A 26,237-nucleotide genomic window follows, 5' to 3' on the forward strand; every position below is an offset into this window, starting at 1 on the left:
TTGAATAATATATCCACTTAAGGTTGGCCCAATAGCAGGAGCTGCCATTGCTGATATACCCCAAACTCCAAGGGCTAACCCTCTCTTTTCAAGTGGTACAATCTGATATATCATAGCCATACCAACTGGCATTATCATACCGCCACCAATAGCCTGCACAACTCTAGCTGCAATCATTGTGTCAATACTAGTTGACAATCCGCAAAGAGCAGAACCTATAGTAAATACTGTTAAGGCAAAAATATATAGCTTTTTAATCCCAAATCTATCTCCGAGGTAACCCGTAAATGGAATAACTATACTCATAGTGAGCATGTATCCTGTAAGTATCCATTCAATTTGATCTGTAGAAACTTTAAATATCGTCATCAGTTTAGGAATGGCCACATTTACTATACTAGAGTCCAAAATGGCCATAAAAGTACCTACAATAACAACTGTGAGGGCCACCCACATGTATCGTTCTTCATGTTTATCCATACCACACATCCTTTATAACTTTATGCTAATTAATTTTGTAACATAATAGATAACTAACTATTTAGTTAATATTAAAAAAAAGGCTTTAACAGCCCATTAAAACTTAAGTTATGTAATTAACTTATATTGAATCTGGTCTCATTATTTTTCTTTTATTGCGGATTTATAATATACCTTACGAAATTCTCTAAACACTTCTCTAAATCTTTTTTTTGTGTTTTCCTTATCAAAGCCATAAAAATTAGACCATCTATCCCCTAATGCTAAAAATACCGATCCAGGCACCATACTAAAGAAAAATGAATATAACATAAGCCCAACAGAATCATCTATTGATATACTTTTCTCCTGCAGTTTGTTTAGTTTAAATTCAAGTGATGGTAATAACGTATCAAAAATTGTAACGTCACTAGAAGAAGTTTTTAAAGCCTCAATAATTATAATTCGTAATATATCTTTTTTTACTTCCATATAATCGAATAATTCTTCATAAAATTTATCAGCCTGCTCTTCGTCATTCCAGTCAATGTTTTTTGCCAGCTTTCCTACTACGTCACTAGTTTCTGTTCTATACCCATTAATAAGCTCTTTTAACAGCTTTTCTTTGCTCTCAAAGTAATAATAAATCATTGCTTTATTGACTTTTGCTCTAGCAGCAATTTCATCCACTCTGGCTCCACAAAAACCCTTTTCGGAAAAAATTTGAGTTGCAGCCTCCAGTATTTTTTTCTGAGTTATCAGTGCTTTATCATTCTGTGAATTTGATTTTTCTTTCATATTAAGCTCCTAAGTTTATATATTATTTAATTACTAAATAACAACTAACTAACTGTTTAGTTAATTTTACTATAGTGTTATTACAAAGTCAATAATAAATTTATTGACTTGTCTATTTTCAATCACTCTATCTAAGCCTATATCTATTAGTCCTGTTGTATAAATTTCTCCTTCAGCAATTGAATTCAATGAAACCATTGTCCAAATATCATTATTACCAATATTATAATATAAAAAAATATTAATCCAGTAAAAACTTTTTTTATTCCATCATATTTTTTGTATTCTTTATGATTCTTATTTTTATTGTGATTTAAACTTAGAGAAATCAATATAAACCCTATAGGTATAAAATCTTCCTTACCAATTTTACCTTGAACAATATTACCTATAAAAAAGCATATAAGTAATATAATACTTGTAATTCCACACAAATTAATAATTATTGAAAATCCTTTTTTCAAAATCACACCACCTTTACGCTTTACAAATAACTTACAATAATCCTTATACTAATTATAACATAAATTCTAAAAATTAGAGATTATAACATAATCTATTAATTAATTTAAAATATCATTATTTTAAATTTAAGGTAGTTTAAATATTCTTTTTTACATACTAATTGTTTATTTATATTTGATACTCCTTTACTTTTTAAATAGAAATAATCACCATAGAAGCTCAAAATCTAATCTTCTATGGTGATTATATTATCTTGAAATGTCGTTTTTTACTAATACCTTTAATCTAGGTAACCTAACTTACTATTTTATTTCTGGATAGTTTACATTTAAAGAAGTTGCATTAAGAAGAGTATCAAGATATTCTTGTACATCTTTCTTTGCTCCTATTAGATCCATATCTGAATAATTACCGCACTGATCAGGCTGTGCTCCTGGTATCTCTCCTTCAAACGCTAATACAAATTTCATCATATCTTTTACTATTTCAATAGCCTTTGTCTTATCTATATTCCTCATAATCATGTAGAACCCTGTTCTACAACCCATAGGTCCAAAGTAGATAACGTCTTTAGCTATGTCTGCATTTCTTAGGTACGTAGCACCTATATGTTCAGTAGTATGGCAAGAACCTGTTGACATAACCTGTTCTCTATTAGGTTCTTTCATTCTTAGATCATAAGTAATGATATCTCCATCTATCCTAGATTCATAAAAACCTCTTAATAACTTAATATGATTAACTTGAAAGCTTGATATAACTTCCATTATTATCTCCTCCTTGTAATTTTCATTATGCATCTCAAAGTTGTCTATCTTTCTTCAATATGTTATATCCAATTATAACATATTATACTGTACTAGTATGGACCTGTTTGTGGACATCAGCTTCGTAATTGAGGAATTATTACTTATAAGTGTAACCCTATAGCTTTGTGTCTTAATGTTGATAGGTGATTTAGTGCATCATTTAATGTCTCCGTCTTTTTTGCAAAATGTAGTCTAATTAAATGATTGACATCTTCTCTAAAGAAACTTGAACCAGGAACTGCACCAACACCAACCTCTTTTGCTAACCACTCACAAAATTTAATATCATCACTTACACCAAATTCCGAGATGTCTACCATTATATAATAAGCACCTTGTGGAGTTGTATATGTTAATCCTATATCATCAAGTCCTCTTAAAAATAAATCTCGCTTATGTGTATATACCTTTTGTAATCCAACATAATAATCATCATCAAAATTCAATGCTGTGACCGCTGCCTCTTGCAAAGGTGCCGCTGCGCCAACTGTTAGAAAATCATGTACTTTTTTTGCGACATCTACAATTCTTTTGGGCCCTATAATATAACCTAATCTCCATCCAGTTATTGAATATGTTTTTGATAAAGAACTACAAGAAATTGTCCTGTCAAACATATTGGGAAGTGATGCAAAATAAGTATGTTTATATGGTGCATAAATTATATGTTCATAAACCTCATCTGTAATTACAAATGTATCGTATTTTTCCGCAAAACCTGCAATAATTTTCAATTCATCATATGTAAACACTTTCCCAGTTGGGTTGGAAGGGTTACAAAGTATTAGTGCTTTAGGATTTTGTTTGAAAGCTGACTCTAACTCGTTTATATTGAAATTAAAACTTGGTGGGCGTAATGAAACAAATATAGGTTCTGCTCCTGATAAAATAGCATCTGCAGTATAGTTTTCATAGAAAGGAGAAAAGACTATTACTTTGTCTCCTGGATTACAAACTGACATCATTGCTACCATCATTGCTTCTGTACTTCCACAAGTGACAACAATTTCACTATTTGGATCTATATTTATACCCATAAATCTTGACTGTTTTTTTGAAAGTGCTTCTCTAAAATTCTGTGCTCCCCAAGTAACAGCATATTGATGAGGTCCTTTATTTACTACATCACTTAATGAATTTAATAGTTCTTTAGGTGGATCAAAGTCTGGAAATCCCTGAGAAAGATTTACTGCATTATATTTACTTGAAATTCTTGTCATCTTTCTAATTATAGATTCAGTGAAAGAGGCCGTTCGATTGCTTAAACCTGGCATAATGCACTTCCTTATTATTTATTTTTTATTTACTCGTTTTGAAGAAAAATCGCCTAACAATTGTAAAGCTTGAACTATCACAATTAATACAACAACACATATTACCATTACTGTCGTATTATAACGTTCGTAACCATATTGTATTGCTAAATTCCCTATGCCACCGCCACCAACAGTACCTGCCATAGCTGAATATCCAATTAAAGCAATAGCAGTTATAGTTATTCCATTTATGAGTTGTGGAAGTGCCTCTGGTATAAGTATACCAATTATTATGTCTATAGCTTTAGCACCGGATGCTACTGCAGACTCTAGAACGCCTTTACTTACATTCCTAAAAGAAACTTCCGAAAGCCTTGCATAAAAAGCTATTGCTGATACTAAAAGTGGCACTATAACAGCAGATGGTCCAATAGTTGTATGCACAATTGCCTTACTAAGTGGTATAAGAAGTACTAACAGTATTATAAATGGTATCGATCTTATTATGTTTATAGTAACCCCTGAAATTTCATTTAGCACTCTGTTTTTTAAAAATAAATTATTAGAAGTTAAAAAAAGAAAAAGTCCAAGTAGCCCACCAATTATAATCGCACCTATAAGCGATACAGAAACCATAAGAAAGGTTTCTTTAAGTGCTAATACTAATTCTTGCAAAAGGTCAAAATTATTTGATACCATAGTTAATCACCTCCACACTGAATGTACTAATTTTCAAGTAATTAATAGCTTCTATTATGCTCTCATCACTACCAGTTATATTCAAATATAATATTCCCACAGGTAAATCCCTAATATACTCAATTTTTCCATGAAGTATATTAAAGGTCACATTATATTTAGTTGAAAGTTTGGATAGCACTGGATCTGTAGCAGATTCTCCTATGTATTTAATTTTTACTATAGTACCTTTTAAACTTTTAATAAGTTCTTTTGGTAACTCAAATTTTGAAGAATGTTCTAAAAGTTGTTTTGTAAATTCATGTTTTGGTTTTGTGAATAAATCATAGACTAGGCCTTCCTCAACAACCTTTCCTTTATTCATAACTGCAACTTTATTGCAAATAGCTTTTATGACCTCTAATTCATGAGTTATAATTATAATAGTTATTCCATATTTTTCATTTATATCTCTAAGTAACTTTAAAATAGCTGCAGTAGCTTCAATATCAAGGGCTGAGGTTGGTTCATCACACAATAATATTTGAGCATTATTTGCTAGTGCCCTTGCAATTCCTACCCTTTGTTTTTGTCCTCCACTTAATTTTGAAGGATAACTTTTTGCTTTATCCATTAATCCAACAACCTGTAAAAGTTCATTAACTCTTGTGTATATTTCATCTTTAGTTTTACCTGCAGCTTTAAGCGAAAAGGCGATATTCTCATAAACAGTTTTGCTTTCAACTAAATTAAACATCTGAAATATCGTTAAAACATGCCTCCTTCTATTAAAATGAAATTTGTAATTCCTGTAATTAATAATTAGCTGGTTTTTGGAAGGCAGAATATTGACCCTTAGTATCATCAATTACTGATTTAAATTTTGCGGATTTCACTATCTCTAATATATCTTTTGATAACTGAGAATTTACATCTGCTGTTCTTACAGCTATAATATTAAAATAACCGTCAGCTAGTTTCTCATTATATAAAGCTTCGCTAGGTTTAAGTCCTGCTCCAATTGCATAATTACCAGGAATAAGTGCTAAGTCTGCACTTTCTAAAGTCCTTGGAAGACTTGGTGCTGCGATAAGCTTAAATATAAGTTTTTTAGGATTATATGATATGTCTTTTACTGTTGCCGTTACAATATCTGCTTTAGGATCTATTTTTATAAGGCCTGCAGCTACAAGAACCTTTAATGATCTTGTTAAATTTACAACATCATCTGGGATAGTAACTAGTGCACCTTCTTTTAGTTTATCTAAGGATTTAACTTTGTTTGAATAAGCCCCCATACTTAAAGTAGGTATTTTTGTAATTGCAGTTATTTCTAATTTGTTATCAGTAGCAAATTTTTTAAGATAAACAGAGTGCTGAAATATATTAAGATTAATTTCTTTGTTTTCAAGTGCATTATTAGGTTGAATATAATCACTAAATTCCTTAATTGTAACCTTATATCCCTTTTGTTCTAATGCTGGTTGAATTGCATCTTTAAACATATCACCATAAGGACCTGCGCACACCCCTACTACTATATTCTTTACTGGAATACTCTTTGTAGTAGTTTTTGGGGCAGTAGTTTTTCCACATGCTATTAGGCTAAAAGCTAATGTTAACCCCACTCCAATTGATAATGTCTTTTTTAATATCATCTTAATCATCCTCTCAAGTCTTATTTTTATACCATACCATTGCAAGTAGCTCTAGTTTTAAGCCTAAAAAATATAAAATACACCCAGAATCTAAACTATTCTTGAGTAAAAATTAAAGGATTTTAAACCAATACCAAGTATTCATATGTGTATATCATACATTGTTTTTATAATAATACCAGTGTAAATAAATGCAATATTACAATATTGTTATAAAGTGTAATTATATAACAAATTCGCTAAAATTATAGATTAGGAAGGAATTGTTTAATTATTAAAACAGAATTAGAAAAAAATTTGGTTTTGTTACCGCGATAGCGATGGTTGTTGGTATTGTTATAGGCAGTGGTGTTTTCTTTAAGGCAGAAAAAGTATTAACTGCAACTGTGGGAAATCTTACACTAGGTATTTTGGCTTGGGTTATTGGCGGTATTATTATGATTTCTTGTGCCTATACTTTTGCTTTAATGGCAACTAAATACGATAAGGTAAATTGTATAGTAGATTATGCAGAAGTTGCTATGGGTGAGAAATATGGATATTATGTTGGCTGGTTTATGGCACTAATTTATTATCAATGCTGAATTAAAATATGCGAAGAAAAATCCTCCACTTGCTCTCGTTGGAGGAACTTTTATAATTATGGTTGTTTATATTCTTTACTATATAGGACGAGGTGGAGTAAATCATGCTCTTTTTCCCGTCATTACTATAACTTATATTCTTCATCTCTTGCTTTCTCAAGCGCCTCTAAAAATAATTCAGGCGGTTGTGCACCAGATACCGCATATTTGTTATTAATCACAAAGTAAGGAACACCACTAATTCCGAGTTTTGAAGCAGTTTCTTCATCTTTTCTTACTTCTTTACCATACTGATCTGATTCCAAAATACTTAATGCTTTATCGCTATTAAGACCAACTTCATAAGCAAGACTAGTTAATACTTTATGATCAGATATATTTAAAGAATCTACAAAATACGCCTTAAAAATTCTTTCTGATAACTCATTCATCTTACCTTCTGTTTTTGCATAATGTACTACTCTATGAGCATCAAAAGTATTTGTTGGGATTAAATCATCAAAATTATAGTTAAGGCCTATAACTTTAGCCTCCGCCACTAGTTGATTATTTGATGCTTTGGCTTGTTCTACAGGTATGCCATATTTTTTTGCTATAATCTCATGAATATTTCCATCAAACTTCTTTTTAGATAATGGATCAAGCTCAAAGCTTTTAAAAACTACTTCAACTTCCTCCTTATGTTCAAATTTTTCTAAAGCAATTTCTAATCTCCTTTTACCTATATAACAAAAGGGACACACAAAATCGGACCAAACTTCTATTTTCATTACTATTCCTCCTCGTAAAATAACATATTAACTCTTGCAGCTGTATGGTTAACTTTATCTATTTCTGCTCTGCAAATTTCACTTGCATACTCTATAGATGCAAAGTCTTCTCTTACGCTAAAAATGTTGGAAGTTGCTTAATCCACTCTTCGAATGAACTACAATACTCCTCAGTTAATTGTCTTTCTGCATAAAAATAATATACAGGTGTATTCGGACTTTTTTCTTTACTAATACAAAGGTAATCTCCATTACCTATACCATAGAAAGGAATCATTTTCTTATTCCATTCCCCTGATTTGACTTCATAATCGTAAACGAAATCTATTAAATCATTATCATTAGTTTTTCCACTTGATACATTATAAATATCTCCTGGAAAAGAATACTCAGCCATTAGATTTATAAAATTCATAAAATCTTTATTAAAACAACAATTAAATTTCTTATATAATTTTTTCCAATCTTCCTCTGAAGGTATATCCAACTTATCATCTTCTTTTTCTAATACGCTGCTCAAAATTTTTCTCATTTCATCATAGTTCATTTATGACCCTCCTGTTGCTAAATTTATGCTTTATTACCCATCTATATGGCAAAATTAGCTTCCTCCGTTAATATTATTATTCAATACAAATTTCTATTTCAAAGCTCGCCAGCTTAAATATTATGTAATTCAAATCTATTAACATAATTCGACAAACTTCTATAATTATCCTTTAAATTTAGCAAACATAAAAAAACACCCATTTGGGTGCCTTTAATTAATATTTTATTATATTTTCAAAAATTGTAAATTGGTTTCCTAATTAACAAATATCTACACCCTATATACGGCTACCTTATCAGAAACTGTAAAATCAGCCTCTGTAATACTACGAATATCCTCAACATTTAGGCCTTCAAATATTTCAGTAAGTACCAGTCCAGTAGGGGTTACTTCAAATACTGCTTTTTCAGTAACGATAACATCAACTACTCCCTTGCCTGTAATTGGAAGAAGACATTTTTTTAATATCTTAGATCCACTTTTACTAGAATGCTTCAATGTAGCAATAACTTTGCGAGCCCCATTTACTAAATCCATAGCACCACCCATACCTGGTGCAAATTTCCCTGTTGCAAGTGGCATAGCCCAATTGGCAATATTGCCTTCTTGATCTACTTCAAGTGCTCCTAAGACTGTTGAATCAACATGCCCTCCGCGAATAATGCAAAATGATGTAGCCAAATCAAAAACCGCAGATCCTGGTATTAAGGTAATCGGTTGACCACCAGCGTTTGCAACATCAGGATCCTCCTTCCCAAGTTTTGGAGTAGGTCCAAACATTAAGCAACCATTTTCAGATTGTAATATTACTTCCACACCCTCAGCTAAATAATTGGCTACTGCTGTAGGCATTCCAAACCCCAAATTCACCACTTGATCATTACTTAGTTCCTTAGCAGCTCTACGAGCAATTATTTCTCTTGCTTCCATACTTATTACCTCCTTTGATTTATTAATAATCAATTATTATTATTTTAATTGCTTTGAACGAACCCATAAATCAGTATATATCTTTTTATGTTCATCAAATGAATATCCTTGAACAACGGCTTGTACAAATACACTTGGCGTACCAACGCGTTCTGGTTCAATACCGCCAACATCAACTATTTCATTCACTTCTGCTACTGTATAGTCTGCGCCCATAGCCATAATTGGATTGGTATTAATGGCTAAACCACGATATTGTATATTTCCTAATCTATCGCCTTTGTAACCTTTAATAAATGCAAAATCAGCTTTCAGTGGCAATTCAATTAAATACATTTTACCATCTATTAAAAGTTTTTGTTTGCCTTCTTCAACTAATGTACCTACACCTGTAGTGGTAAGAACTCCACCTAATCCAGAACCCGCTGCCCTAATTTTTTCAACAAGACTACCCATTGGGAAGTATTCAATTTCAATATCTCCATTTTTAAATTGTTCCAACGCAAGCTGGCATGTACTAGAATGAGCAGTAATTAATTTTTTAACTTGCTTGTTTTTGTACAATAGTGCCATGTCAAAATCTTGACCGGGATAAGAGTTAACTGCTGATATTATAGTTAACTCTTTAACGCCTTTTTCTACTAATTTGTCAATCGCTTTAAGCGGTGCACCCACCCCTAGAAAGCCACCAAACATAATTGTAGCTCCATCGTGAACTTTTTCAATTACTTCATCTAAATCCATAACTTTGTTCATTAAATTATCCCCTTTCACTAATGTCTTGGTATACAAACATTTTTTTCTACCTATAGTCCCCATCTAAATGATGTATTTTGCTGTACCAACCATACTTGTAAAATATTTCATTAAATGTATACCTAAACTGTATACATTTATCATATACCTAATTGGTATACATTACAAGTTTAGGTTTAACCAAATTATTGTGTGTATTTTAACAAGGTTTTATTTTAATTAATTATTTTTTATTTATTAAATTTTCTAAAATTATCTCAGCTATTTTATGGCTTGATTGAGGATTTTGACCGGTTATAAAATTTTTGTCTACAACTACTTTCTCTTTAAAATCTGCAGCTTTATCAATAATTGCTCCTTGCTGCATTAACCTACTTTCTAATGCGAAAGGAACTTTATCTGCTAAACCAGCAAGGACCTCTTCAGAATTAGTAAAGGCAGTTAACCTTTTACCATCTACAAAATATTTTCCATCTTTATTTTTAATGTTTGCAAAAGCTGCAACACCATGACATACACCAGCTACAATATTTTTACTTTTATAGGTATCTAAAATTAATTTTTCTATGTTTTTGTTATTTACGAAGTCAATTAATGGACCATGTCCACCCGCAAATAATATAGCATCATAAGAATTTTTCATTGTATTTTCTAAAGATTGTGTATTCTCTAATAAGCTGTAAGCCACTTCATATTCTTTAGGAATCCCATTTGGAATAGAATTTTTATCCAATATTACTTTCCCACCTGAAATTGAAGCTATATCTACTTCTAATCCAGCTTTTTTGAATATATTGTATGGTTCTGCAAGTTCCTCTAACCATAAACCAGTTGGATGTCCATTCATATTGCTTTCACTTGTAGAAATTAATAATATTTTTTTATTCATGTTTTTTCTCCTTCCTACATATATTATTTTATGTTGTATGCATTTAGCCATCATTGTATAAGGTAATAGTAATATAATTAAGATATAATCATCACAATCTAAAATCCGTTTTTATTTACTTTATTGCTTCGCTTATATTGAATGGGCCATTCTATATTTTCATCTAATTGTCTAGCTGCTCCAAATGCCCAATAAGGATTTCTTAATAGTTCTCTTCCTAAATATATCAAATCTGATCTGTTATTGCGTAACATTTCTTCTGCCATAAGTGGAGAAGTGATAAGGCCGCCTCCTATAGTTAGAAGCTTACATTGTTTCTTTATTGTTTCAGCGTAGCTAATTTGATAGCCTGGGTATGTAGATATTCTTGCAGGTACAGTTCCACCGGAACTAACATTAACGATATCTATCCCCATGTCTTTTATAAGGTCTATTAGTGATGCAGTTTCCTCTGCACTGTTTCCACCTTCGGCGTAGTCTTCTGCAGACACTCTTAATTCTAATGGTTTAGTTTCTGGCCAAACAGTTTTCACAGCTTGTATAATTTCCTTTAAGAATCTCACTCGGTTTTCACGAGTGCCGCCGTATTCATCTTTTCTTTTATTGGTTAATGGGGATAGAAATTCTCCTATTAAATACCCATGGGCACCGTGTATTTCTAATAAATCAAAACCAGCTGATAACGCCCTTTTAGCCGCAGCTTTGAATAAATTGACGGTATTCATAATGTCCTCTTTTGTCATTTCATTTGGACACCTATAATCATCATTAAAGGCAATAGGACTTGGGGCAATAATCGGATATGAAAGTGTTTCAGATTTTCTTCCAGCATGATTAATTTGAATACCAACTTTTGCTCCATATTTATGGCATTCATTTACTATATCTGATAAATTTTCAACCTGATTGTCAGACCATATACCCAAATCATTATCAGTTATACGACCACCAGGCTCAATTCCAGTTGATTCCAGTATAATAAGACCAACTCCACCAATAGCTCTAGTTGAATAATGTATAAAATGCCAGTTGTTTGCAAAGCCATCCTCATCACAAGAATCCATGCACATTGGAGGCATCACTATTCTATTTTTTAATTCCATATCTTTTATCTTTAAGTTACTAAATAATTTTGACATTTGTAATCTCCTAGCTTAAATTTATTTTAAATATTATAATTGTTAGTGTAATGTATATTTTATTTATTACCACTAAATCCTTGTTTTTCAAGTGATGCTTTAACTTTTGGATAATAAAATTGTTTATATATTCCTGATATATCCTGACTCCAAGAATTACTAAGTCTTCCATCTGTTACTTTTATCATATGATCTTTAACTACTTTATCATATTTTTTGATTTTTGATTTTAAGTCTAAAGAATCTTTATTGTAAACTTCTTTATTATAAATCACCTCTTTAGGAAACCTTGGTTTAACTTCTGACTTATCAGCCGGATGACCAATTACAAGTCCCACCATAGGATATACAAATTCAGGTAATTCTAAAAGTTCAGCTACTGCCTCCGCCTCTTTTCTAATACCCCCAATTGGTACAATGCCAAGACCTAATGACTCTGCTGCGGCTATCGCATTACTAAGTGCCAACCCTACATCTACCGCACCTACTAATTTTGCCTCTTCACTTTCAGTAATTACTAACTTTTCACCATTAATTTCAGCTGCAAGCTTTGCTCTATAAAAATCCGCACAAAACACTAAAAAAACAGGTGCCTTATCTACATAAACTTGATCTCCCACAAGTTTTGATAGTTTATTTTTCTTCTCTACATTCTGTACACTAATTATCGTAACTTGTTGCCCATTTATAGAAGAAGGAGCAGCTTGACTTGCTCTTATTATTGAGTCTAAATCTTTTTCACTTACAACATCCGATTTATAGTTTCTAATTGATCTATGATTATTTAATAATTTAAGTATTTCATTCATATTCTCGTCTCCGTTTATTTATTATTTGTTAATAGCTCTTATTATTTACATCATACTCTCTATACTTTTCTTTGTCAATATTTTTACTTTTTATATGTAATTAATGAACCTCTATTAAGAATATGTGTTTGCTTGTATAAATTATTGTCTACATAAGATTTAATCACAACGTTAATTATTCTTAAACTTATGTGCAATGAAAAAGAATTAAATATGAGTTTTAGTTTTCATCATTTAAAAGTAGATTATTCCAATGGATAAAAGTGGGAACTAAGAGAATTTGATTTTAATTTTAGCATTCAATTTGTATCAATTCTACTATTTCTGTCATATTATGAGCTGAAGATGTAGCTACTCAAATAGATGGCTTCCCTGAATCGTCCTTTGGAGTTCCTATGTGGATGGATTTTGATTTAGCCCCACCTGTAGCAACTTATTTTCTTGATATGGAACATCCCGGAACCTATATGTATCATTGCCATGTTGAAGCATCTGAACATGTTCAGATGGGTATGTACGGAGCATTGGTTGTATATCCTTCAATGAAAAGTCTTGCAGCGGCTAACATTAGAAAATTACAGAATGGTAGCTGGTTCTATGAAGGAATAATACAAGACCATATTTCTAAAACTGCCACAAATAGAAATTTTGCATACAATGATATACATTCTTATTCGGACAAGGAATATATCATGTTACTTTCTGATATAGATACTAGATGGCATGATAGCGTTGAAACTGGTGGTAATTTTAATCCCGTGGATTTTAGACCTGACTTTTGGCTTGTTAATGGTCGTGCCTTCCCAGATACCTTACTTCCCTATCCATTAAATTCAGATCTATACTGTGATGATGTATCTGAGCCTAACTACGAATCCTATGTGCATGTAAAAACAGGAGAAATGTTTCTTCTTAGAATGATTAATATGGGCTATCAGGTTGTGCCATGGCATATTCACGGATGGCATTTTGCAGTAATAGGTAAGGATGCTAGTCCAAGCCCACTCTTGAAAATATCTGAAGCACTAGGCTTACAAGGACATGAAGGTCTTGAAATGGGCTTTACATCTACCATAGGCTCAGGAGAAACGTATGATCTATTGATAATGGCTGAAGATAAGCGTCCGCAATATAGAAACTATATTGTAAATGGACAAAATTGTATATCCTCCTTGTGCAAGCAAATGCATAAAATAAGAAAAATAGAACCAAACGCAATAGCTAATATCCCAACGCAGCCAGTCAACATCAATAATATAAATACAGTCAATTATGTTGATATTTGCGATGAACCTTCATGTATTAATGACAACTTTTTTCCTCAATTTTATCCTATGCACAATCATGATGATTATAAAGTTACTAACAATGGAGTGTATCCAGGAGGTCAATTGACTTATATTCAAACAGATGCTCCGGATTCAATGTGAGAAAAAACCATCATCATGGTACTTGACCTAATTGCTGTGATCTTTGTTGTAAAAAAGAGAATTAGTTTAACTGTAGTTGAGTTAAGGCATTGTTGTAAAATACAGTGCCTTCTTTTTTTATATATTATAAATTATTCACCATTATTTTTGGGTTATGCATTTGGGCTTATTCAATCCATACAATTTTTTATGGGTTATATCGTAAACAATTCCTAAAATTTCATCTTCATTAGATTAAGTAATCTTCATTAGATTACTTAATCTTTATTAGATTACTTAATCTTTATTAGATTACTGTTGGTACCTTGACGTCCATACTTACCAACTGATATAATATGTACCATATTATATCATGAATATTATATTAAACCTCTAAAAAACAAACCTTAATCTATGAAACAATATTGTTCAATGATTAGGGCTATAAAATTTTGCAGCATATAATTAAGAACCTTGCTATAAAAGGTATGCAAAATTTAAAGTTTTAGATTAGCATATTAAAAAGGTTGTAAACAATATCATAAATAATATTAACTGTTTATCAAAATAAATAATGCGAAGAAAGTAGGATTAAAATTATGATAAAAATACCAGATAGAATTAAATTGGCAAATCTTCCAACTAAAATCGAAAAGCTTGATAGATTATCAAAGCTTCTTTCCGGACCTAATATTTACATAAAAAGAGATGATTATACTGGAACTGAGGTTTCAGGAAATAAAATAAGGAAGCTTGAATTTTCAATTAAGGAAGCAGTTGATATGGGATGTGACTATCTAATAACTTGCGGAGGTATTCAATCAAATCATGCAAGAGCTACAGTCGCAGCAGCAGTTAAAATGGGGATGAAGTCAGGCCTTGTTTTAAGAGGCAAGGAAGAGACAGAGATAGATGGTAATTTGTTTATTAATAAACTTTTAGGTGCTGATATAAGATTCATTACACCTGAGGATTATAAAAATAGAAGAATGGAAATAATGGAAGAATTAAAAAAAGAAATGGAGCTTAAGGGTTTTAAACCATATATTATACCTGAGGGAGCTTCAAATGGAATAGGGAGCTTTGGATATTTTAATGCTATGGAAGAAATACTCGCCCAGGAAAAAGAGATGGATATTCATTTCGATGGAATTTTTATAGCAGTAGGTTCAGGTGGGACACATGCAGGATTACTACTTGGAAGTAAACTATTAAGTAGCGAATCACAAATATATGGAATTAACGTATGTGATGACGAGAAATATTTTAAAGATAGAATCTATGAAATTCTTATAGAAAGCAATAAATATTTGGATATGGATATTCAGTTTGATAAAAGTGAAATAAATATAATAGATGGATATGTTGGTAGAGGATATGCACTAAGTACACCAGTAGAACTTAACTTTATAAATGAATTTGCAAAACTAGAAGGCATTATACTTGACCCTGTATATACAGGTAAGGGAATGTATGGGCTTACTGAAGAAATTAAAAAAGGCCACTTCCATGACTTTAAAAACATACTATTTATTCATACAGGTGGGTTATTCGGATTGTTCCCTCAAAAGAATTTATTCGAATTTAATAGTAACAATTAGAACGTTACTCTATCATTGGAAGTTAATGCTTCAATCTTATTTTTAAAAGTTGAGTATTTAACTATGTAAACTTAAAATATCTTATAAATGTATCTAAAAAATATAAATATTTGAACTATAAGTATTTCTGGTATTCCTATTACAATCTTATTAGTAAAAAGAAGCTTCTGCGTCAAAATGAAGACATATTAGTAAGCGTAAGCTTACTGTAATGAGGGAAAAAGTACAAGCTCAAATTAATGAATACATGCAAAACCTAGAAATAAATGATAGATTAATAGAAAGAACTGAAAACAAATTGCTAAATAAAGCTGAAATCGAAAAAAACATAGAAAGCTTAAAAGAAAGATTAAAAAAATATGATAATCAATATAAATATTTAGAAAAAAAATGAACAAATGAAATAAACAGAATAGATCCTGATGCAAGGACTGTAAAATTCGGAGCTAGTCAAGGTACTGATTTAAGCTATAACATACAGACTGCTGTAGATGACAAGAGCAACTTGGTATTTGCATTTGATGTGATTAATTCCTCGGCAGATCAAGTACAACTATATAATATGGCTACAAAGGTAAAAGATAAACTTGGAGTTGAAAAGATAGAAGTACTTGCTGATAAAGAATATTATAATCTAGAGGACATAATTAAATGTGAAAATGATGGTATAACGACTTATGTGTCTAAAACTAGAAACTCAAATTTCATAGGAGACTCTAGATATTTTATTGACAAATTTAAATATATTAAAGATCTAGACATATATATATGCCCAGAGGGCAATTGCCTGGAATTCATGACTATTAAAAAAGATACAATAGCCAAAAGATATAGGAATTTGGATGCATGTGCAAATTGTAAAAATAAGAAGAAATGCACAACGGCTAAAGCCACTAAGATTGTACTATGGGACCAAATGAACCAATGGCAGAACAACTCCGTGAACGACTTAAAAATGGTATGTCAAAGTATAAAAAGAGACAAAATATTGTGGAACACCCTTTTGGGACTATAAAAAGGACAATGAATTTCTACTACCTTCTTACAAGAAAATTTAGAATGGTAAAAGGTGAAGTTAGTGTTTCCATTTTTGCATATAATTTTAAAAGAGTTATATCAATAATGGGTATTAAAGGGTTAATAGAACGTATCATAGGAAAAATACAATTGAAGGTGGCCTAATGAGCTTCTTTTTTCAATTAATAACCTATACAATCATAACAAACACATATAAAACTATATCATCTAAATAAAAGGATAAAAATATAGAGAATTTGGATTATAATCTCCATATTCTCTATTCATAATTTTCTCGAAAAAGGACTTTTCGCTCAGTCTGTCTGCAGGCTGAGCGAAAACTAAAAGTACGTGCATACTTCCAATAGTTGAGTTTTCTGTCATAGATCCATTAGTGACAAAAAAAACAATTCACTGTTGTATGAATTATTTTCTCTTTGCCATTGTGTAACAAATGAATAGCAGTAACAGTTATTCCTATAGTTAAATACCCTCAATTAGACTTTTATCAAATTGAGGGTATTTACAGAAATGATTTAATAATATATAGGTAATGCGTAAAAGACTACTCCTCAACACCTATAGATGCATCGAGTACCTGTACCTTGTTGTCAAAACAAATAACTGGATTTAGGTCAATCTCTTTTACATTCTTATTTTCTGAAAGATAGTTCCCTGTGTTCACTATTAAATCAGCCAATGCATCCAAATTTACGGATTTTCTTCCCCTTGCACCATTAAGCATCGGGAAGGCCTTTATGGATTTAATAAGTTCAAGTGCATCTTTATTAGTTAAAGGAGCCATACGAAATTGTACATCCTTAAAAATTTCAACAAAAATCCCCCCAAGTCCAAACATAACCACAGGACCGAACTGCACATCATACAGGCCACCTACAATAACCTCCACACCAGATGGTACCATAGGTGATATCATAACTCCGTCAATTACAGCATCTGAATTGTATGACTTAGCATTTCGAATCAGTTCATCATAATACTGCCCAACTTCCTGTGCACTTGTAACATTCAACTTAATACCATTCGCTTCAGTTTTATGAATAATCTGGTCAGAAACAATCTTCATTACCAGTGGATAACCGTAGCCTTCCGCAATTTTCAATGCTTGCTCCTTAGTAGAAGTTAGCTTGTAGTCGCCGGTAGGCAGACCATACTCTTTTAATAAATTTTTAGACTTATATTCATTATAAAATACACTCATATTTCCACCTCCCTTACTTTAAACTCTTAAGATAATTTCCATGCTTTATCATATTAACCAGTGCCTTTACAGCTCTTTGAGGCATCTCAAAGGTAGGTATTCCTGAGTTCTCCATCATTATATGGGCTTCCCGAATCCAGTTACCTGCAAGAAAGCATGCAAATACGGGCTTACCATATGCTTTAGCAATTTCAATTTTTTCATTTACAACTTTAGCAATTTCAATTGGAATCAAAAATGTTGGTGGCACACTCAGTAATAACACAGCATCTACTCCATCATCCTTCAGAATTGCTTCTAAAGCATCTGCATGTTGAGGTCCGTCTGCCGCTGCAGTCATGTCGACATATCCATCAGGATGAGATATTAAAGCCATTTTAGGAAGTATTTCTCTAAGTTTTGCTTCCGTTTCAGGTGAAAATTTTGCCATATGCACATCTGCATTTAAACCTATTTCATCCATTGATATTACACCAGGTCCGCCGGCTTCCGTCAATATTGCAATACGATTTCCCTTTGGAATATCTACCATACAAAAGGCTTTTGCAGTATCTACAAGTTCTTCTACAGTATCTACACGAATTACACCAGTCTGTTTGAATGCTCCATCAAAAATCTTGTCAGAGCCAGCCAATGACCCAGTATGAGACGCTGCTGCAATGGAACCAATTTCACTTCTTCCTACCTTTAAAACAATCATAGGCTTATGGGGTGTAACCCCCTTTGCTGTATCAAAAAAGCTACGGGCATTAGTCATTCCTTCCATGTACATTGCAATAACCTTAGTCTTTTCATCATCGCGGTAATATCTCAAAAGCTCCTCTGTAGTAACATCACTCATATTGCCCACATGACCCCATTTGTTAAAGCCCATAGGTACGGGTTGATCACATGTAAACATAAGGATTGCACTTCCTATAGAACCACTTTGGGAAATAATGCTCATCCCACCGTTACGTTGAGTAATATTTGGAGCAAAGGTAGTATCAAGATGATTTTCCGTATTCATTACACCTACACAGTTTGGACCAAATACACGAATTCCTACGCGATTTGCGATTTCAAGCATTTTTCTTTCAAACTCAATATCTTCAGGAATTCCAGTTTCGCTGAAACCTGAGGCCATGATAATTGCAGCTTTAACATCGCCTCTTTGCTCTGCTTGTTCAAATACCTGAACAACTCCTTTAGCAGGTATTATGATTTCAATTAGATCAACAGGTTCTTCAATATCAAGCAAAGAGTCATATGCTTTCTTTCCAAATATAAAATCTTCTTTAGGATTTACAAAATACACCTTTCCTTCAAAACCTAGGCGCATCATATTATTTGAAATTTGATAGCCAGCCTTATTGGGATTGTTTGACGCTCCTATAATCGCAATACTTTTGGGATAGTAAAAACAATCTAAAGACATTTTAATTCCTCCAATTTTAGTAAAGTCTCAAATCGCTGCTTTGCCTCTTCAATAATTTCCTTTATAGTATCATCAGTGATTCCTGCAAAACGCCCCTGTATCTTCAAATAATCATATGCCGCATCCCAGTTTGAAGGTCGCTGATTTATAGTAATTTTTCCATTCTCTTTCTCCCAAAGCAGCCATAATCCTGATTGAATTGCAAGTTTTCCAACAGTGATAGTTTTATTTACTGGAAACTTCCATCCAGTAGCACAGGGAGCATGTACATGAATAAAACATGGGCCCTCTTTAGTTGATGCTTTTTGAATTTTTCTTTTCAGGTCACGTATATTGCCTATAGAAGCAGTTGCCTGATATGCAAGGTTTTGATGAAGAAGCATAAAATCAATATTCTTGCTGCTTTCTTTCTTACCTGTGGGCGTAGTTTTTGTCCAGGCACCTAGGCTTGTAGCACTGCTTCGTTGATTACCAGTATTCATATATGCTTCATTGTTGTAGCAAAGAAATATAGCCTTATGTCCTCTTTCAATTGCTCCTGATAAGGATTGCAGCCCTATATCAAAGGTACCACCATCTCCTGTAAGACCCATTACATGTACATCAGATTTGCCCCGAATTTTTAGTGCTTCTGAAATTCCTGATGCAAAAGCAGGCAGGGACATAAGCATCGTTTGCAAGGATGGAATTCCAAATCCTGTTTCATCACCATTACCTGTTATAATTGCAGAACAGCTTGGAGGTGTCAGGGCAATTGTATTATGGCCCAGTACCTGAACTGCTGAACGAGCAATCAGTTCCATTGGGCAGCCTTCACAGGTTGTCATTCCTCTGCTTACCAGATCTAGTTTATTCACAGTCAACACCTTCTTTCTTTAAATCTATCCAAATAGGACTGTCACACGGTACACTATTTGATGCCAATTCATTTGTTTTATCAAATATATTTTCTATAGTATTTTCCCAAATATCTCTCCCACCTAGTCCAGCTACATAACTGTAAGTGTTTGCATTATTTCCGCTAATCTTTAAACTTGCCAGTACTTCTTCATATAGAGGACCAAATGAACCCACTGAAGATACACGGTCAATAACTGCAATGTTCTTCACATTCTTTAAGCAAGTAGCAACCTTCGTTTTAGGGAAAGGCCTAAAGCTTACTACTCTGAGCAGTCCTACTTTCATACCCTGTTTCCTCAAAGCTTTTACTACATACCTTGCAGTTCCTGCCATAGATCCCATACATACCAATACAGTCTGGGCATCCTCCACCTCATATGTTTCAATTACAGAATAGGTTCTGCCAAATACCTTACCAAATTCAGCAAATCTCTCTTCCAAAACCTGTTCAGCATTGTCCATTGCGACCTTTTGCTGATACTTCAATTCGGTAAAGATTGCTGGTGATGATAGATTGTTGATAGCATAAGGATTATTAGTATCAAGCAATAAATTCTGTGACTTAAATGCTTGAATGTACCGAGCTGATTCCTCCTCATCGGGAACATTAACAGGCTCTGTCAAATGTGAAAGGAAGAATCCATCAAGAGACACCATTGTAGGAATTAGAACCCTTATATCTTCACTGGTTTTGTATGCAATCATAATAAAATCCAGTGCCTCTTGTGGGCTTTCTGTAAACAACTGTATCCAGCCCTGATCACGTTCTGACATTATATCCGAATGATCACACCATAAGCTGCATGGTGAAGGAAGTGCTCTGCTTACTACTGCCATGACAACTGGCAAACGTGAACCAGAAACTACACCTGTCATTTCGTGCATAAGTGCGAGTCCATGTGATGCACTTGCAGTGAAGGTACGTACACCAGTAGCTGCTGCACCTGTAACTGCACTAAGTGCAGAGTGTTCAGATTCTACATTTATATAGGTAGCATCATACAGTTTTTTATCTATAAGAGAAGAAATTGTTTCAACAATAGGGGTTTGAGGGGTTATTGGATATGCTGCTACCAATTGAACTTTTGATCTCATTACGCCATAAGCAACAGCAGCATTCCCGTCTAGCGCCTTTATTTGTCCCATTATTCACCAGCCCCCTTTTTAAAATTAGATTCAGCCACAAACAAAATTGCTTTCTTTGGGCATTCTTCCACACAGATACCGCAACCCTTGCAATATGCATAATCTATTGTAACCTTCTCATTTATTTCAATAACTCCACAAGGGCAGTCCTCTACACATATGCCGCATTTTATACATTTTACATCATCTATGACAGGTCTGCGTTTTCTCCATGCGCCTGTTTTCACATCGGCAATTTTTACTGAATATGGACCTTCAAGCCTTTTCATGAATGGTAGCTTCTTCATACGCTCTTCTACAAGCTTTTGCATTCAATTCACCTGCCTTTCCCGGCATTTTAATTTTAATTGTCTCCTCTAGGCTTTCAATTGAAACACATCCTGTTGCCTTTGACAAAGCACCTAACATAGCAACATTAGGAGGGACTTCACCAATAACTTCATTAGTGATAAGATTTGCATCGATGGTTACTACCTTTGATAAATTCGAATTATTGAAACCTATATTATAGGCTGAATTCACAACTAAAGTAGAACCGGGCTTTAAGCCCTCATAAATATCAATGCCTAATTCAGGTAAGCTCATGTCAAAAACAATTACACAATTTGGTCTGTAAACATATGATTTCACTTCAATATATTCATCATCGATTCTAGCAAAGGCGTATACAGGAGCGCCCTGACGCTCCTGCCCGTAGGAAGGTATCGCCTGAGCGAATTTACCCTCTACAATTGCCGCATTGACCAATATTTTTGCGGCAGTTACTGCACCCTGCCCTCCTCTTGAATAAAATTTGAATTCCAACATTGCATTAACACCCCTTTATAATTTTTACCTTCATAACAATAAAAATTTTTATAGTGCAAATTCTCATGTAATACTTTACTTAGCTCCCAGGCTACCGCGCCCGTAAAATGTAAGTTCTTTCAACTTAACTCCTTATTTTTTTGAAATTAGATTATACATCAATTCGTTATACCTTTTTGCTCAACCGAAACATTAATAGCGGTTTTTTTCATTAACAAAACTGCGATTGCCGCCGCTATTGCTGGAACAGAAAAAGTTGAGAAAAGCACACTTACGGATAGTCCGGCCGACATTAGCGCTCCAATGAGTATAGGTGCTATGACACTACCTAGACGACCAAAACCAGAACCCCAACCAAGTGCTGTCCCCAAAATTGATACCGGATAATTGTCCGAGGCATAGGCATAAAGCATATTTTGTTGAGAACCTATAAATAATCCGGTTATTGCTAGCATCGCTATAAATAAACCCAAATTCATTTTTATCATTACAAGATTAAGCATAACGGCACAAGCAATGTAATACACAAATAACACTTTCTTGAAACCAAACTTGGTTGCAATTACTCCTCCGACAAGGCTACCCACTATTCCGCCCACAGATATAATTGCTGAAAACATTAAGCCTGATTTCAAAGTATATCCCTGCATTATCATTAATTTCGGAAGCCATGTCAGTACACCAAACGCAATATACAGATTGCAGAAGAACATGATCCAAATCATTACTGTGTTCCAGGCACGTCCCTGCTGAAACAGGCTATTCAGATTTGCTTTTGTTTTGTTGAGAGTACTTACTTCATAGATATCGTTTTCAGAAGGATGAAATTCAGGATTGGCTCTTTTTAATGTGTTACGGATTTCATCTGTTTTACCATGCTGTATATAGAAGATCATGGATTCTGGTAAAAACGCATATATAATTATAACAATAACGATTGGTGTAAATGCGATCCAATAGATTGCCCGCCAACCAATGCTACCAATTAATAATACTCCACTCAAGGTAGCGATGATTTGTCCTAATTGTATTGATGTGATGAGTAAGGTAATTAAAATGCCTCTTATTGCTTTGGGAGAGTACTCCGAAACTAAACTGGCAGTAACCGGCGAAATTGAAGCCATACCCATACCTGCAATAAACCGTAATACTGCAAAAGCATTAACATCATGGACAAAACCGCACATCCCCGTAAAAACGGCATATATTCCCATCCCTATCATAAGAACCTTTTTTCTCCCGATTTTATCGGATAATGAACCGAAGATTATAGCACCAAGTATCATCCCAGCAAGGGCGGTACTTGCAAGAAAACCAGTCTGAGTGGGATTCAACGCCAATTCCTTCATTATCAAAGGAAGCGTAGTTCCATAAACATTCATATCATAACCATCAAAAATCACTGCTAATAAACAGATACTAAAGATTAACAGAAAAAACTTATTCATTTTGCTTTTATCTATAATACTAGTGGCATTAACTTTACCCATAATTCATTCCTCCCTTTCGATCATAAATAAAAATAACTTTCCATGTTGACTACGTGACTGATGATTTGACTAATTCTTTTGCTCCTTTCTATCTATTTTTATAAAAGCTGGGATGGTTGAATATTTTAAGATATTTTATTTATAATTCACCTCCACTAATTATTTTGATTCATTTTTTTGAAATGATACAAGTTGTCTTAATATTCTCATTTTAATTCTTTCTTATTAAAAGGAATGTCCTTTTAGGTACCATAATTTTTTTCATAAAAAAAAGCCGGAAAAAAATCCGACCTCATTACCTTATTCTTAGGCATTAATAAATTTACCAGAAATATGTTCTAATCCTTCATAATCTTTAATTCTAATGAAACCTTTTCCTTTTTCAATTAATCCATGCTTATAGAATTCGTTCAGATGTTCTGTAACTTTCGGTCTTGTCGTTCCCAAACAACTAGCCAATTCATTGTGCGTGACAATTAGCGTTAACTCGTGTTCTTCTCTGGGAAATTTCATATAGTCGTTATAACATAATAATAGCCGGGCGAGCCTCTGAGGAAGTCTAAATGCAGCATCTTCCACTTGAAGTTGCATATACCTAATTTTCTTGGCCAAATCACTCATTATCATATGCATAAAATTAGGATTAGACAATAAAATCGCTTGCATTTTTTCTCTGGGAATAAAAACAATCTTGGTTTTGGCCAGAGCTATAGCCGTACAGATATTTGTACCGCCATCAATTACAGAAGTTTCTCCCAAAATGTGGGGCGCCCCAACCATGCAAATAGTTCTTTTCATACCGTCAGGAAAGCTTGTGTAGAGCTTTATTTTCCCCTCTTGGAAATAAACCAAGCCTCTAGATGGTTCATTTTGTTTATAAACAATATCTCCAAAATTAAAATCCTGGTGATCACCTAACTTCAATAATGCCTCCATTGTATTTTGGATTGATATACTCCCTTCTAATTTATGTTCTTCTTTGACCATTGTATGTACCCCCTTTTACTTAGATAAATATTACTTCTAAATAAATGTTAAATAACAGATTATCTTTGGAGACCTCTAATTTCATGGGTTAAAGTAGGGGCAAAGGCTGTATACATATTCCGTCATAAGTATGCAACTTGATCGAGGTGGAGTGAATGTTTTATACTGGTAAATTTGAAATTTTATTTTTTAAATCTGTGTCACTGATTCTTTTTAGTCCTTCATAATTCTTAATGCTGATATGACTTCTTTCTTTTTCAATGAGCCCTAACTTGCTGAATTCATTTAGATATTTTGTTATAAGCTGTCTTGTCGTTCCAAGCAAGCTCGCCAGATCATCATGCGTAATAATCAGTGTTTCATCCATCTCTTTATTGGGTAATATTCCATAATCATTGTAGTTTAATAATAGATAGGCGAGCCGTCGAGGTATACAAAATAACATTTCATCAGCTTGTACATGCATCCATCTCATTTTTTTTGCCATAATTTTCATGATAACTATGTATAGGTCCGAATTCTCTGAAAGAAATTTTTGAGTCTTCTCTATAGAAATAAACACAATTTTCGTTGGCTTAAGGGCAATTGCTGAAAACGTATTCATTCCACCGTCAATTATTGGGATTTCCCCTAAAATACAAGGCGCATCTAGGATAGTCAATAATTTTTCATTACCATTAGGAAAAATTATACAAGTCTTTATTCTACCTTGTTTTAAGCAAACGAGTCCTAGTGATGGTTGCTCCTGTAAGAAGATAACATCTCCAATTGTATATTCCCGAAGTGTACCTAACTGAATTAGCTTCTTCCATGTTTCTTCATCCAATAAATACTCAATTTTTAGCATATACAAGCCCTTCCTTCTAAACTTCACGGATTGACACTACATTGTAACTTAAAAGATGCTAGACATTAAGAATCTTATGTGTCTTTTTATATTATACAACTTAAAAATTTAATTATGCAATAAATATTTACAAATATACCAATAACGGTATATTGTTCAATGATATACAACTTCTTCTTAATTAACTAAATTATCCTAAGTATTACTTTATTAATTAAATTGCCTCTATTTGTTTATATAATTTTCTTTATATTTTTTCTCTTATTTTTACAAATAATAGATAAATCATTCAAAGTGTGAAAGTACCTCCATATTTGGTCTTAATCTTTTTCCATTGTTTTCAAAAACACATTCTAATTCTTCGTCTTACCCATCCAACTATCACCTGCTTAAGTTTCATAAACCTATACTCCATGCTCATCGCATTACTTCTTGAAGTTAATTCCTTTAGCTTTGCTTTGAACTTATTTATAGGTTTTTCAAGAACTCTTATTCTACATCCACCTTTGGCTGGATAAAATGAAAGTCCTAAAAATTTAAGTTTCCAAGGTCTATTTACTATACTTTTCTCTTTATTCACTTTAAGTTTAAACTTTCTTCAATAAATCTTGTAATACTCTCCATTACTCGGTTTGCAGACCTCTTGCTTCTAACATATATATTAAAGTGAGTAAACCAAGGAAACTTCACCCTTAGTTTCTCTCAGAACCGTACGTGAGTCTGTCTAACAATAACAAAAAACTATATAAAACAGTAGAATAATGGTATTTATTTTAAAAAATTATCCCCAATAAGAAGTTTTAAAAAGTAGTAGGCATATTTCTTAGCCTAATATGCCTACCAA

At 32.9% G+C, this 26,237-nt stretch carries 30 protein-coding genes and 1 pseudogene; 6 read left to right on the forward strand and 25 right to left on the reverse strand.

Going from position 1 to position 26,237, the window contains the following annotated elements:
• The 8 genes from VIM70_RS12085 to VIM70_RS12120 all read right to left on the reverse strand — a co-directional run.
• Positions 1–480 (reverse strand): MFS transporter (locus VIM70_RS12085; protein ID WP_331946016.1); only part of this gene is annotated, 480 nt, incomplete at its 3' end.
• A 141-nt stretch (positions 481–621) separates the two neighbouring features.
• The gene (locus VIM70_RS12090) at positions 622–1,257 is read right to left on the reverse strand and encodes a TetR/AcrR family transcriptional regulator (protein WP_331946017.1); all 636 of its coding nucleotides are present in this window, start codon (positions 1,255–1,257) and stop codon (positions 622–624) included.
• Between the two features lie 185 nt (positions 1,258–1,442).
• Positions 1,443–1,721 (reverse strand): hypothetical protein, encoded by a 279-nt coding sequence (locus VIM70_RS12095; protein WP_331946018.1) that lies wholly within the window; start codon positions 1,719–1,721, stop codon positions 1,443–1,445.
• A 303-nt stretch (positions 1,722–2,024) separates the two neighbouring features.
• Positions 2,025–2,489: an S-ribosylhomocysteine lyase gene (locus VIM70_RS12100; RefSeq protein WP_331946019.1), complete on the reverse strand. Its 465-nt coding sequence runs from the start codon at positions 2,487–2,489 to the stop codon at positions 2,025–2,027.
• 143 nt (positions 2,490–2,632) lie between these two features.
• Entirely contained in the window at positions 2,633–3,805 is a 1,173-nt protein-coding gene (locus tag VIM70_RS12105) for a pyridoxal phosphate-dependent aminotransferase (RefSeq protein ID WP_331946020.1), read from the reverse strand.
• Between the two features lie 18 nt (positions 3,806–3,823).
• Positions 3,824–4,486, reverse strand: a complete 663-nt coding sequence (locus VIM70_RS12110; RefSeq protein ID WP_331946021.1) for an ABC transporter permease subunit — start codon at positions 4,484–4,486, stop codon at positions 3,824–3,826.
• Entirely contained in the window at positions 4,473–5,330 is an 858-nt protein-coding gene (locus tag VIM70_RS12115) for a methionine ABC transporter ATP-binding protein (RefSeq protein ID WP_331946022.1), read from the reverse strand. Before VIM70_RS12115 ends, VIM70_RS12110 begins: the two co-directional genes overlap by 14 nt.
• Positions 5,281–6,123 carry a MetQ/NlpA family ABC transporter substrate-binding protein gene (locus VIM70_RS12120; RefSeq protein ID WP_331946023.1) on the reverse strand — a complete coding sequence of 281 codons (843 nt, stop codon included), beginning with the start codon at positions 6,121–6,123 and terminating at the stop codon, positions 5,281–5,283. The genes VIM70_RS12115 and VIM70_RS12120 overlap by 50 nt, the downstream gene beginning before the upstream one ends.
• Before the next feature lie 284 nt (positions 6,124–6,407).
• Here VIM70_RS12120 and VIM70_RS12125 point away from each other — a divergent pair.
• Positions 6,408–6,698 (forward strand): annotated as a pseudogene (locus VIM70_RS12125) (amino acid permease); the annotation flags it as partial.
• A gap of 134 nt (positions 6,699–6,832) precedes the next feature.
• On the opposite strand, the gene VIM70_RS12130 reads toward VIM70_RS12125, so the two are convergent.
• From VIM70_RS12130 to VIM70_RS12160, 7 genes are all read right to left on the reverse strand, one after another.
• The gene (locus VIM70_RS12130) at positions 6,833–7,477 is read right to left on the reverse strand and encodes a DsbA family oxidoreductase (RefSeq protein ID WP_331946024.1); all 645 of its coding nucleotides are present in this window, start codon (positions 7,475–7,477) and stop codon (positions 6,833–6,835) included.
• Between the two features lie 112 nt (positions 7,478–7,589).
• A complete protein-coding gene (locus VIM70_RS12135) occupies positions 7,590–8,024 on the reverse strand; it encodes an SMI1/KNR4 family protein (RefSeq protein WP_331946025.1) in 435 nt (144 codons plus the stop codon).
• Between the two features lie 273 nt (positions 8,025–8,297).
• A complete protein-coding gene (locus VIM70_RS12140) occupies positions 8,298–8,957 on the reverse strand; it encodes a 3-oxoacid CoA-transferase subunit B (RefSeq protein ID WP_331946026.1) in 660 nt (219 codons plus the stop codon).
• 39 nt (positions 8,958–8,996) lie between these two features.
• The gene (locus VIM70_RS12145) at positions 8,997–9,713 is read right to left on the reverse strand and encodes a CoA transferase subunit A (protein ID WP_331946027.1); all 717 of its coding nucleotides are present in this window, start codon (positions 9,711–9,713) and stop codon (positions 8,997–8,999) included.
• A 223-nt stretch (positions 9,714–9,936) separates the two neighbouring features.
• Positions 9,937–10,602, reverse strand: coding sequence for a type 1 glutamine amidotransferase domain-containing protein (locus VIM70_RS12150; protein WP_331946028.1), 666 nt, complete (start codon positions 10,600–10,602; stop codon positions 9,937–9,939).
• A gap of 98 nt (positions 10,603–10,700) precedes the next feature.
• On the reverse strand, positions 10,701–11,741 hold the full coding sequence (gene namA / locus VIM70_RS12155; protein WP_331946029.1) for an NADPH dehydrogenase NamA: 1,041 nt from the start codon (positions 11,739–11,741) through the stop codon (positions 10,701–10,703).
• Positions 11,742–11,800: 59 nt separating this feature from the next.
• Positions 11,801–12,550, reverse strand: coding sequence for an NADPH-dependent oxidoreductase (locus tag VIM70_RS12160; RefSeq protein WP_331946030.1), 750 nt, complete (start codon positions 12,548–12,550; stop codon positions 11,801–11,803).
• Positions 12,551–12,951: 401 nt separating this feature from the next.
• Here VIM70_RS12160 and VIM70_RS12165 point away from each other — a divergent pair, with 401 nt between their 5' ends.
• From VIM70_RS12165 to VIM70_RS23445, 5 genes are all read left to right on the forward strand, one after another.
• Positions 12,952–13,980 carry a multicopper oxidase domain-containing protein gene (locus tag VIM70_RS12165; protein WP_331946031.1) on the forward strand — a complete coding sequence of 343 codons (1,029 nt, stop codon included), beginning with the start codon at positions 12,952–12,954 and terminating at the stop codon, positions 13,978–13,980.
• Between the two features lie 578 nt (positions 13,981–14,558).
• On the forward strand, positions 14,559–15,560 hold the full coding sequence (locus VIM70_RS12170; protein ID WP_331946032.1) for a D-cysteine desulfhydrase family protein: 1,002 nt from the start codon (positions 14,559–14,561) through the stop codon (positions 15,558–15,560).
• A gap of 211 nt (positions 15,561–15,771) precedes the next feature.
• A complete protein-coding gene (locus VIM70_RS12175) occupies positions 15,772–15,954 on the forward strand; it encodes a hypothetical protein (RefSeq protein ID WP_331946033.1) in 183 nt (60 codons plus the stop codon).
• 111 nt (positions 15,955–16,065) lie between these two features.
• Positions 16,066–16,575 (forward strand): hypothetical protein, encoded by a 510-nt coding sequence (locus VIM70_RS12180; RefSeq protein WP_331946034.1) that lies wholly within the window; start codon positions 16,066–16,068, stop codon positions 16,573–16,575.
• Entirely contained in the window at positions 16,521–16,742 is a 222-nt protein-coding gene (locus VIM70_RS23445; protein ID WP_414648715.1) for a hypothetical protein, read from the forward strand. The genes VIM70_RS12180 and VIM70_RS23445 overlap by 55 nt, the downstream gene beginning before the upstream one ends.
• 400 nt (positions 16,743–17,142) lie before the next feature.
• Here VIM70_RS23445 and VIM70_RS12185 read toward each other — a convergent pair whose 3' ends face one another.
• From VIM70_RS12185 to VIM70_RS12230, 10 genes are all read right to left on the reverse strand, one after another.
• Positions 17,143–17,799 (reverse strand): acetate--CoA ligase family protein, encoded by a 657-nt coding sequence (locus VIM70_RS12185; RefSeq protein WP_331946035.1) that lies wholly within the window; start codon positions 17,797–17,799, stop codon positions 17,143–17,145.
• A gap of 13 nt (positions 17,800–17,812) precedes the next feature.
• Positions 17,813–19,216, reverse strand: a complete 1,404-nt coding sequence (locus VIM70_RS12190) for an acetate--CoA ligase family protein (RefSeq protein ID WP_331946036.1) — start codon at positions 19,214–19,216, stop codon at positions 17,813–17,815.
• The gene (locus VIM70_RS12195; RefSeq protein ID WP_331946037.1) at positions 19,207–20,073 is read right to left on the reverse strand and encodes a thiamine pyrophosphate-dependent enzyme; all 867 of its coding nucleotides are present in this window, start codon (positions 20,071–20,073) and stop codon (positions 19,207–19,209) included. Before VIM70_RS12195 ends, VIM70_RS12190 begins: the two co-directional genes overlap by 10 nt.
• Entirely contained in the window at positions 20,066–21,262 is a 1,197-nt protein-coding gene (porA, locus tag VIM70_RS12200; protein ID WP_331946038.1) for a pyruvate ferredoxin oxidoreductase, read from the reverse strand. The genes VIM70_RS12195 and porA overlap by 8 nt, the downstream gene beginning before the upstream one ends.
• Positions 21,262–21,549, reverse strand: coding sequence for a 4Fe-4S binding protein (locus tag VIM70_RS12205; RefSeq protein WP_331946039.1), 288 nt, complete (start codon positions 21,547–21,549; stop codon positions 21,262–21,264). Before VIM70_RS12205 ends, porA begins: the two co-directional genes overlap by 1 nt.
• Positions 21,518–22,069: a 2-oxoacid:acceptor oxidoreductase family protein gene (locus VIM70_RS12210; protein WP_331946040.1), complete on the reverse strand. Its 552-nt coding sequence runs from the start codon at positions 22,067–22,069 to the stop codon at positions 21,518–21,520. Before VIM70_RS12210 ends, VIM70_RS12205 begins: the two co-directional genes overlap by 32 nt.
• 158 nt (positions 22,070–22,227) lie before the next feature.
• On the reverse strand, positions 22,228–23,559 hold the full coding sequence (locus tag VIM70_RS12215; RefSeq protein WP_331946041.1) for an MFS transporter: 1,332 nt from the start codon (positions 23,557–23,559) through the stop codon (positions 22,228–22,230).
• A gap of 306 nt (positions 23,560–23,865) precedes the next feature.
• Positions 23,866–24,546 (reverse strand): Crp/Fnr family transcriptional regulator, encoded by a 681-nt coding sequence (locus VIM70_RS12220; protein ID WP_331946042.1) that lies wholly within the window; start codon positions 24,544–24,546, stop codon positions 23,866–23,868.
• A 160-nt stretch (positions 24,547–24,706) separates the two neighbouring features.
• On the reverse strand, positions 24,707–25,393 hold the full coding sequence (locus tag VIM70_RS12225; RefSeq protein WP_331946043.1) for a Crp/Fnr family transcriptional regulator: 687 nt from the start codon (positions 25,391–25,393) through the stop codon (positions 24,707–24,709).
• Positions 25,394–25,733: 340 nt separating this feature from the next.
• A complete protein-coding gene (locus VIM70_RS12230; RefSeq protein WP_331946044.1) occupies positions 25,734–25,973 on the reverse strand; it encodes a group II intron maturase-specific domain-containing protein in 240 nt (79 codons plus the stop codon).
• Positions 25,974–26,237 lie beyond the last annotated feature (264 nt).

This window comes from Clostridium sp. (assembly GCF_036569345.1).
GTDB lineage: Bacteria > Bacillota > Clostridia > Clostridiales > Clostridiaceae > Clostridium_AD.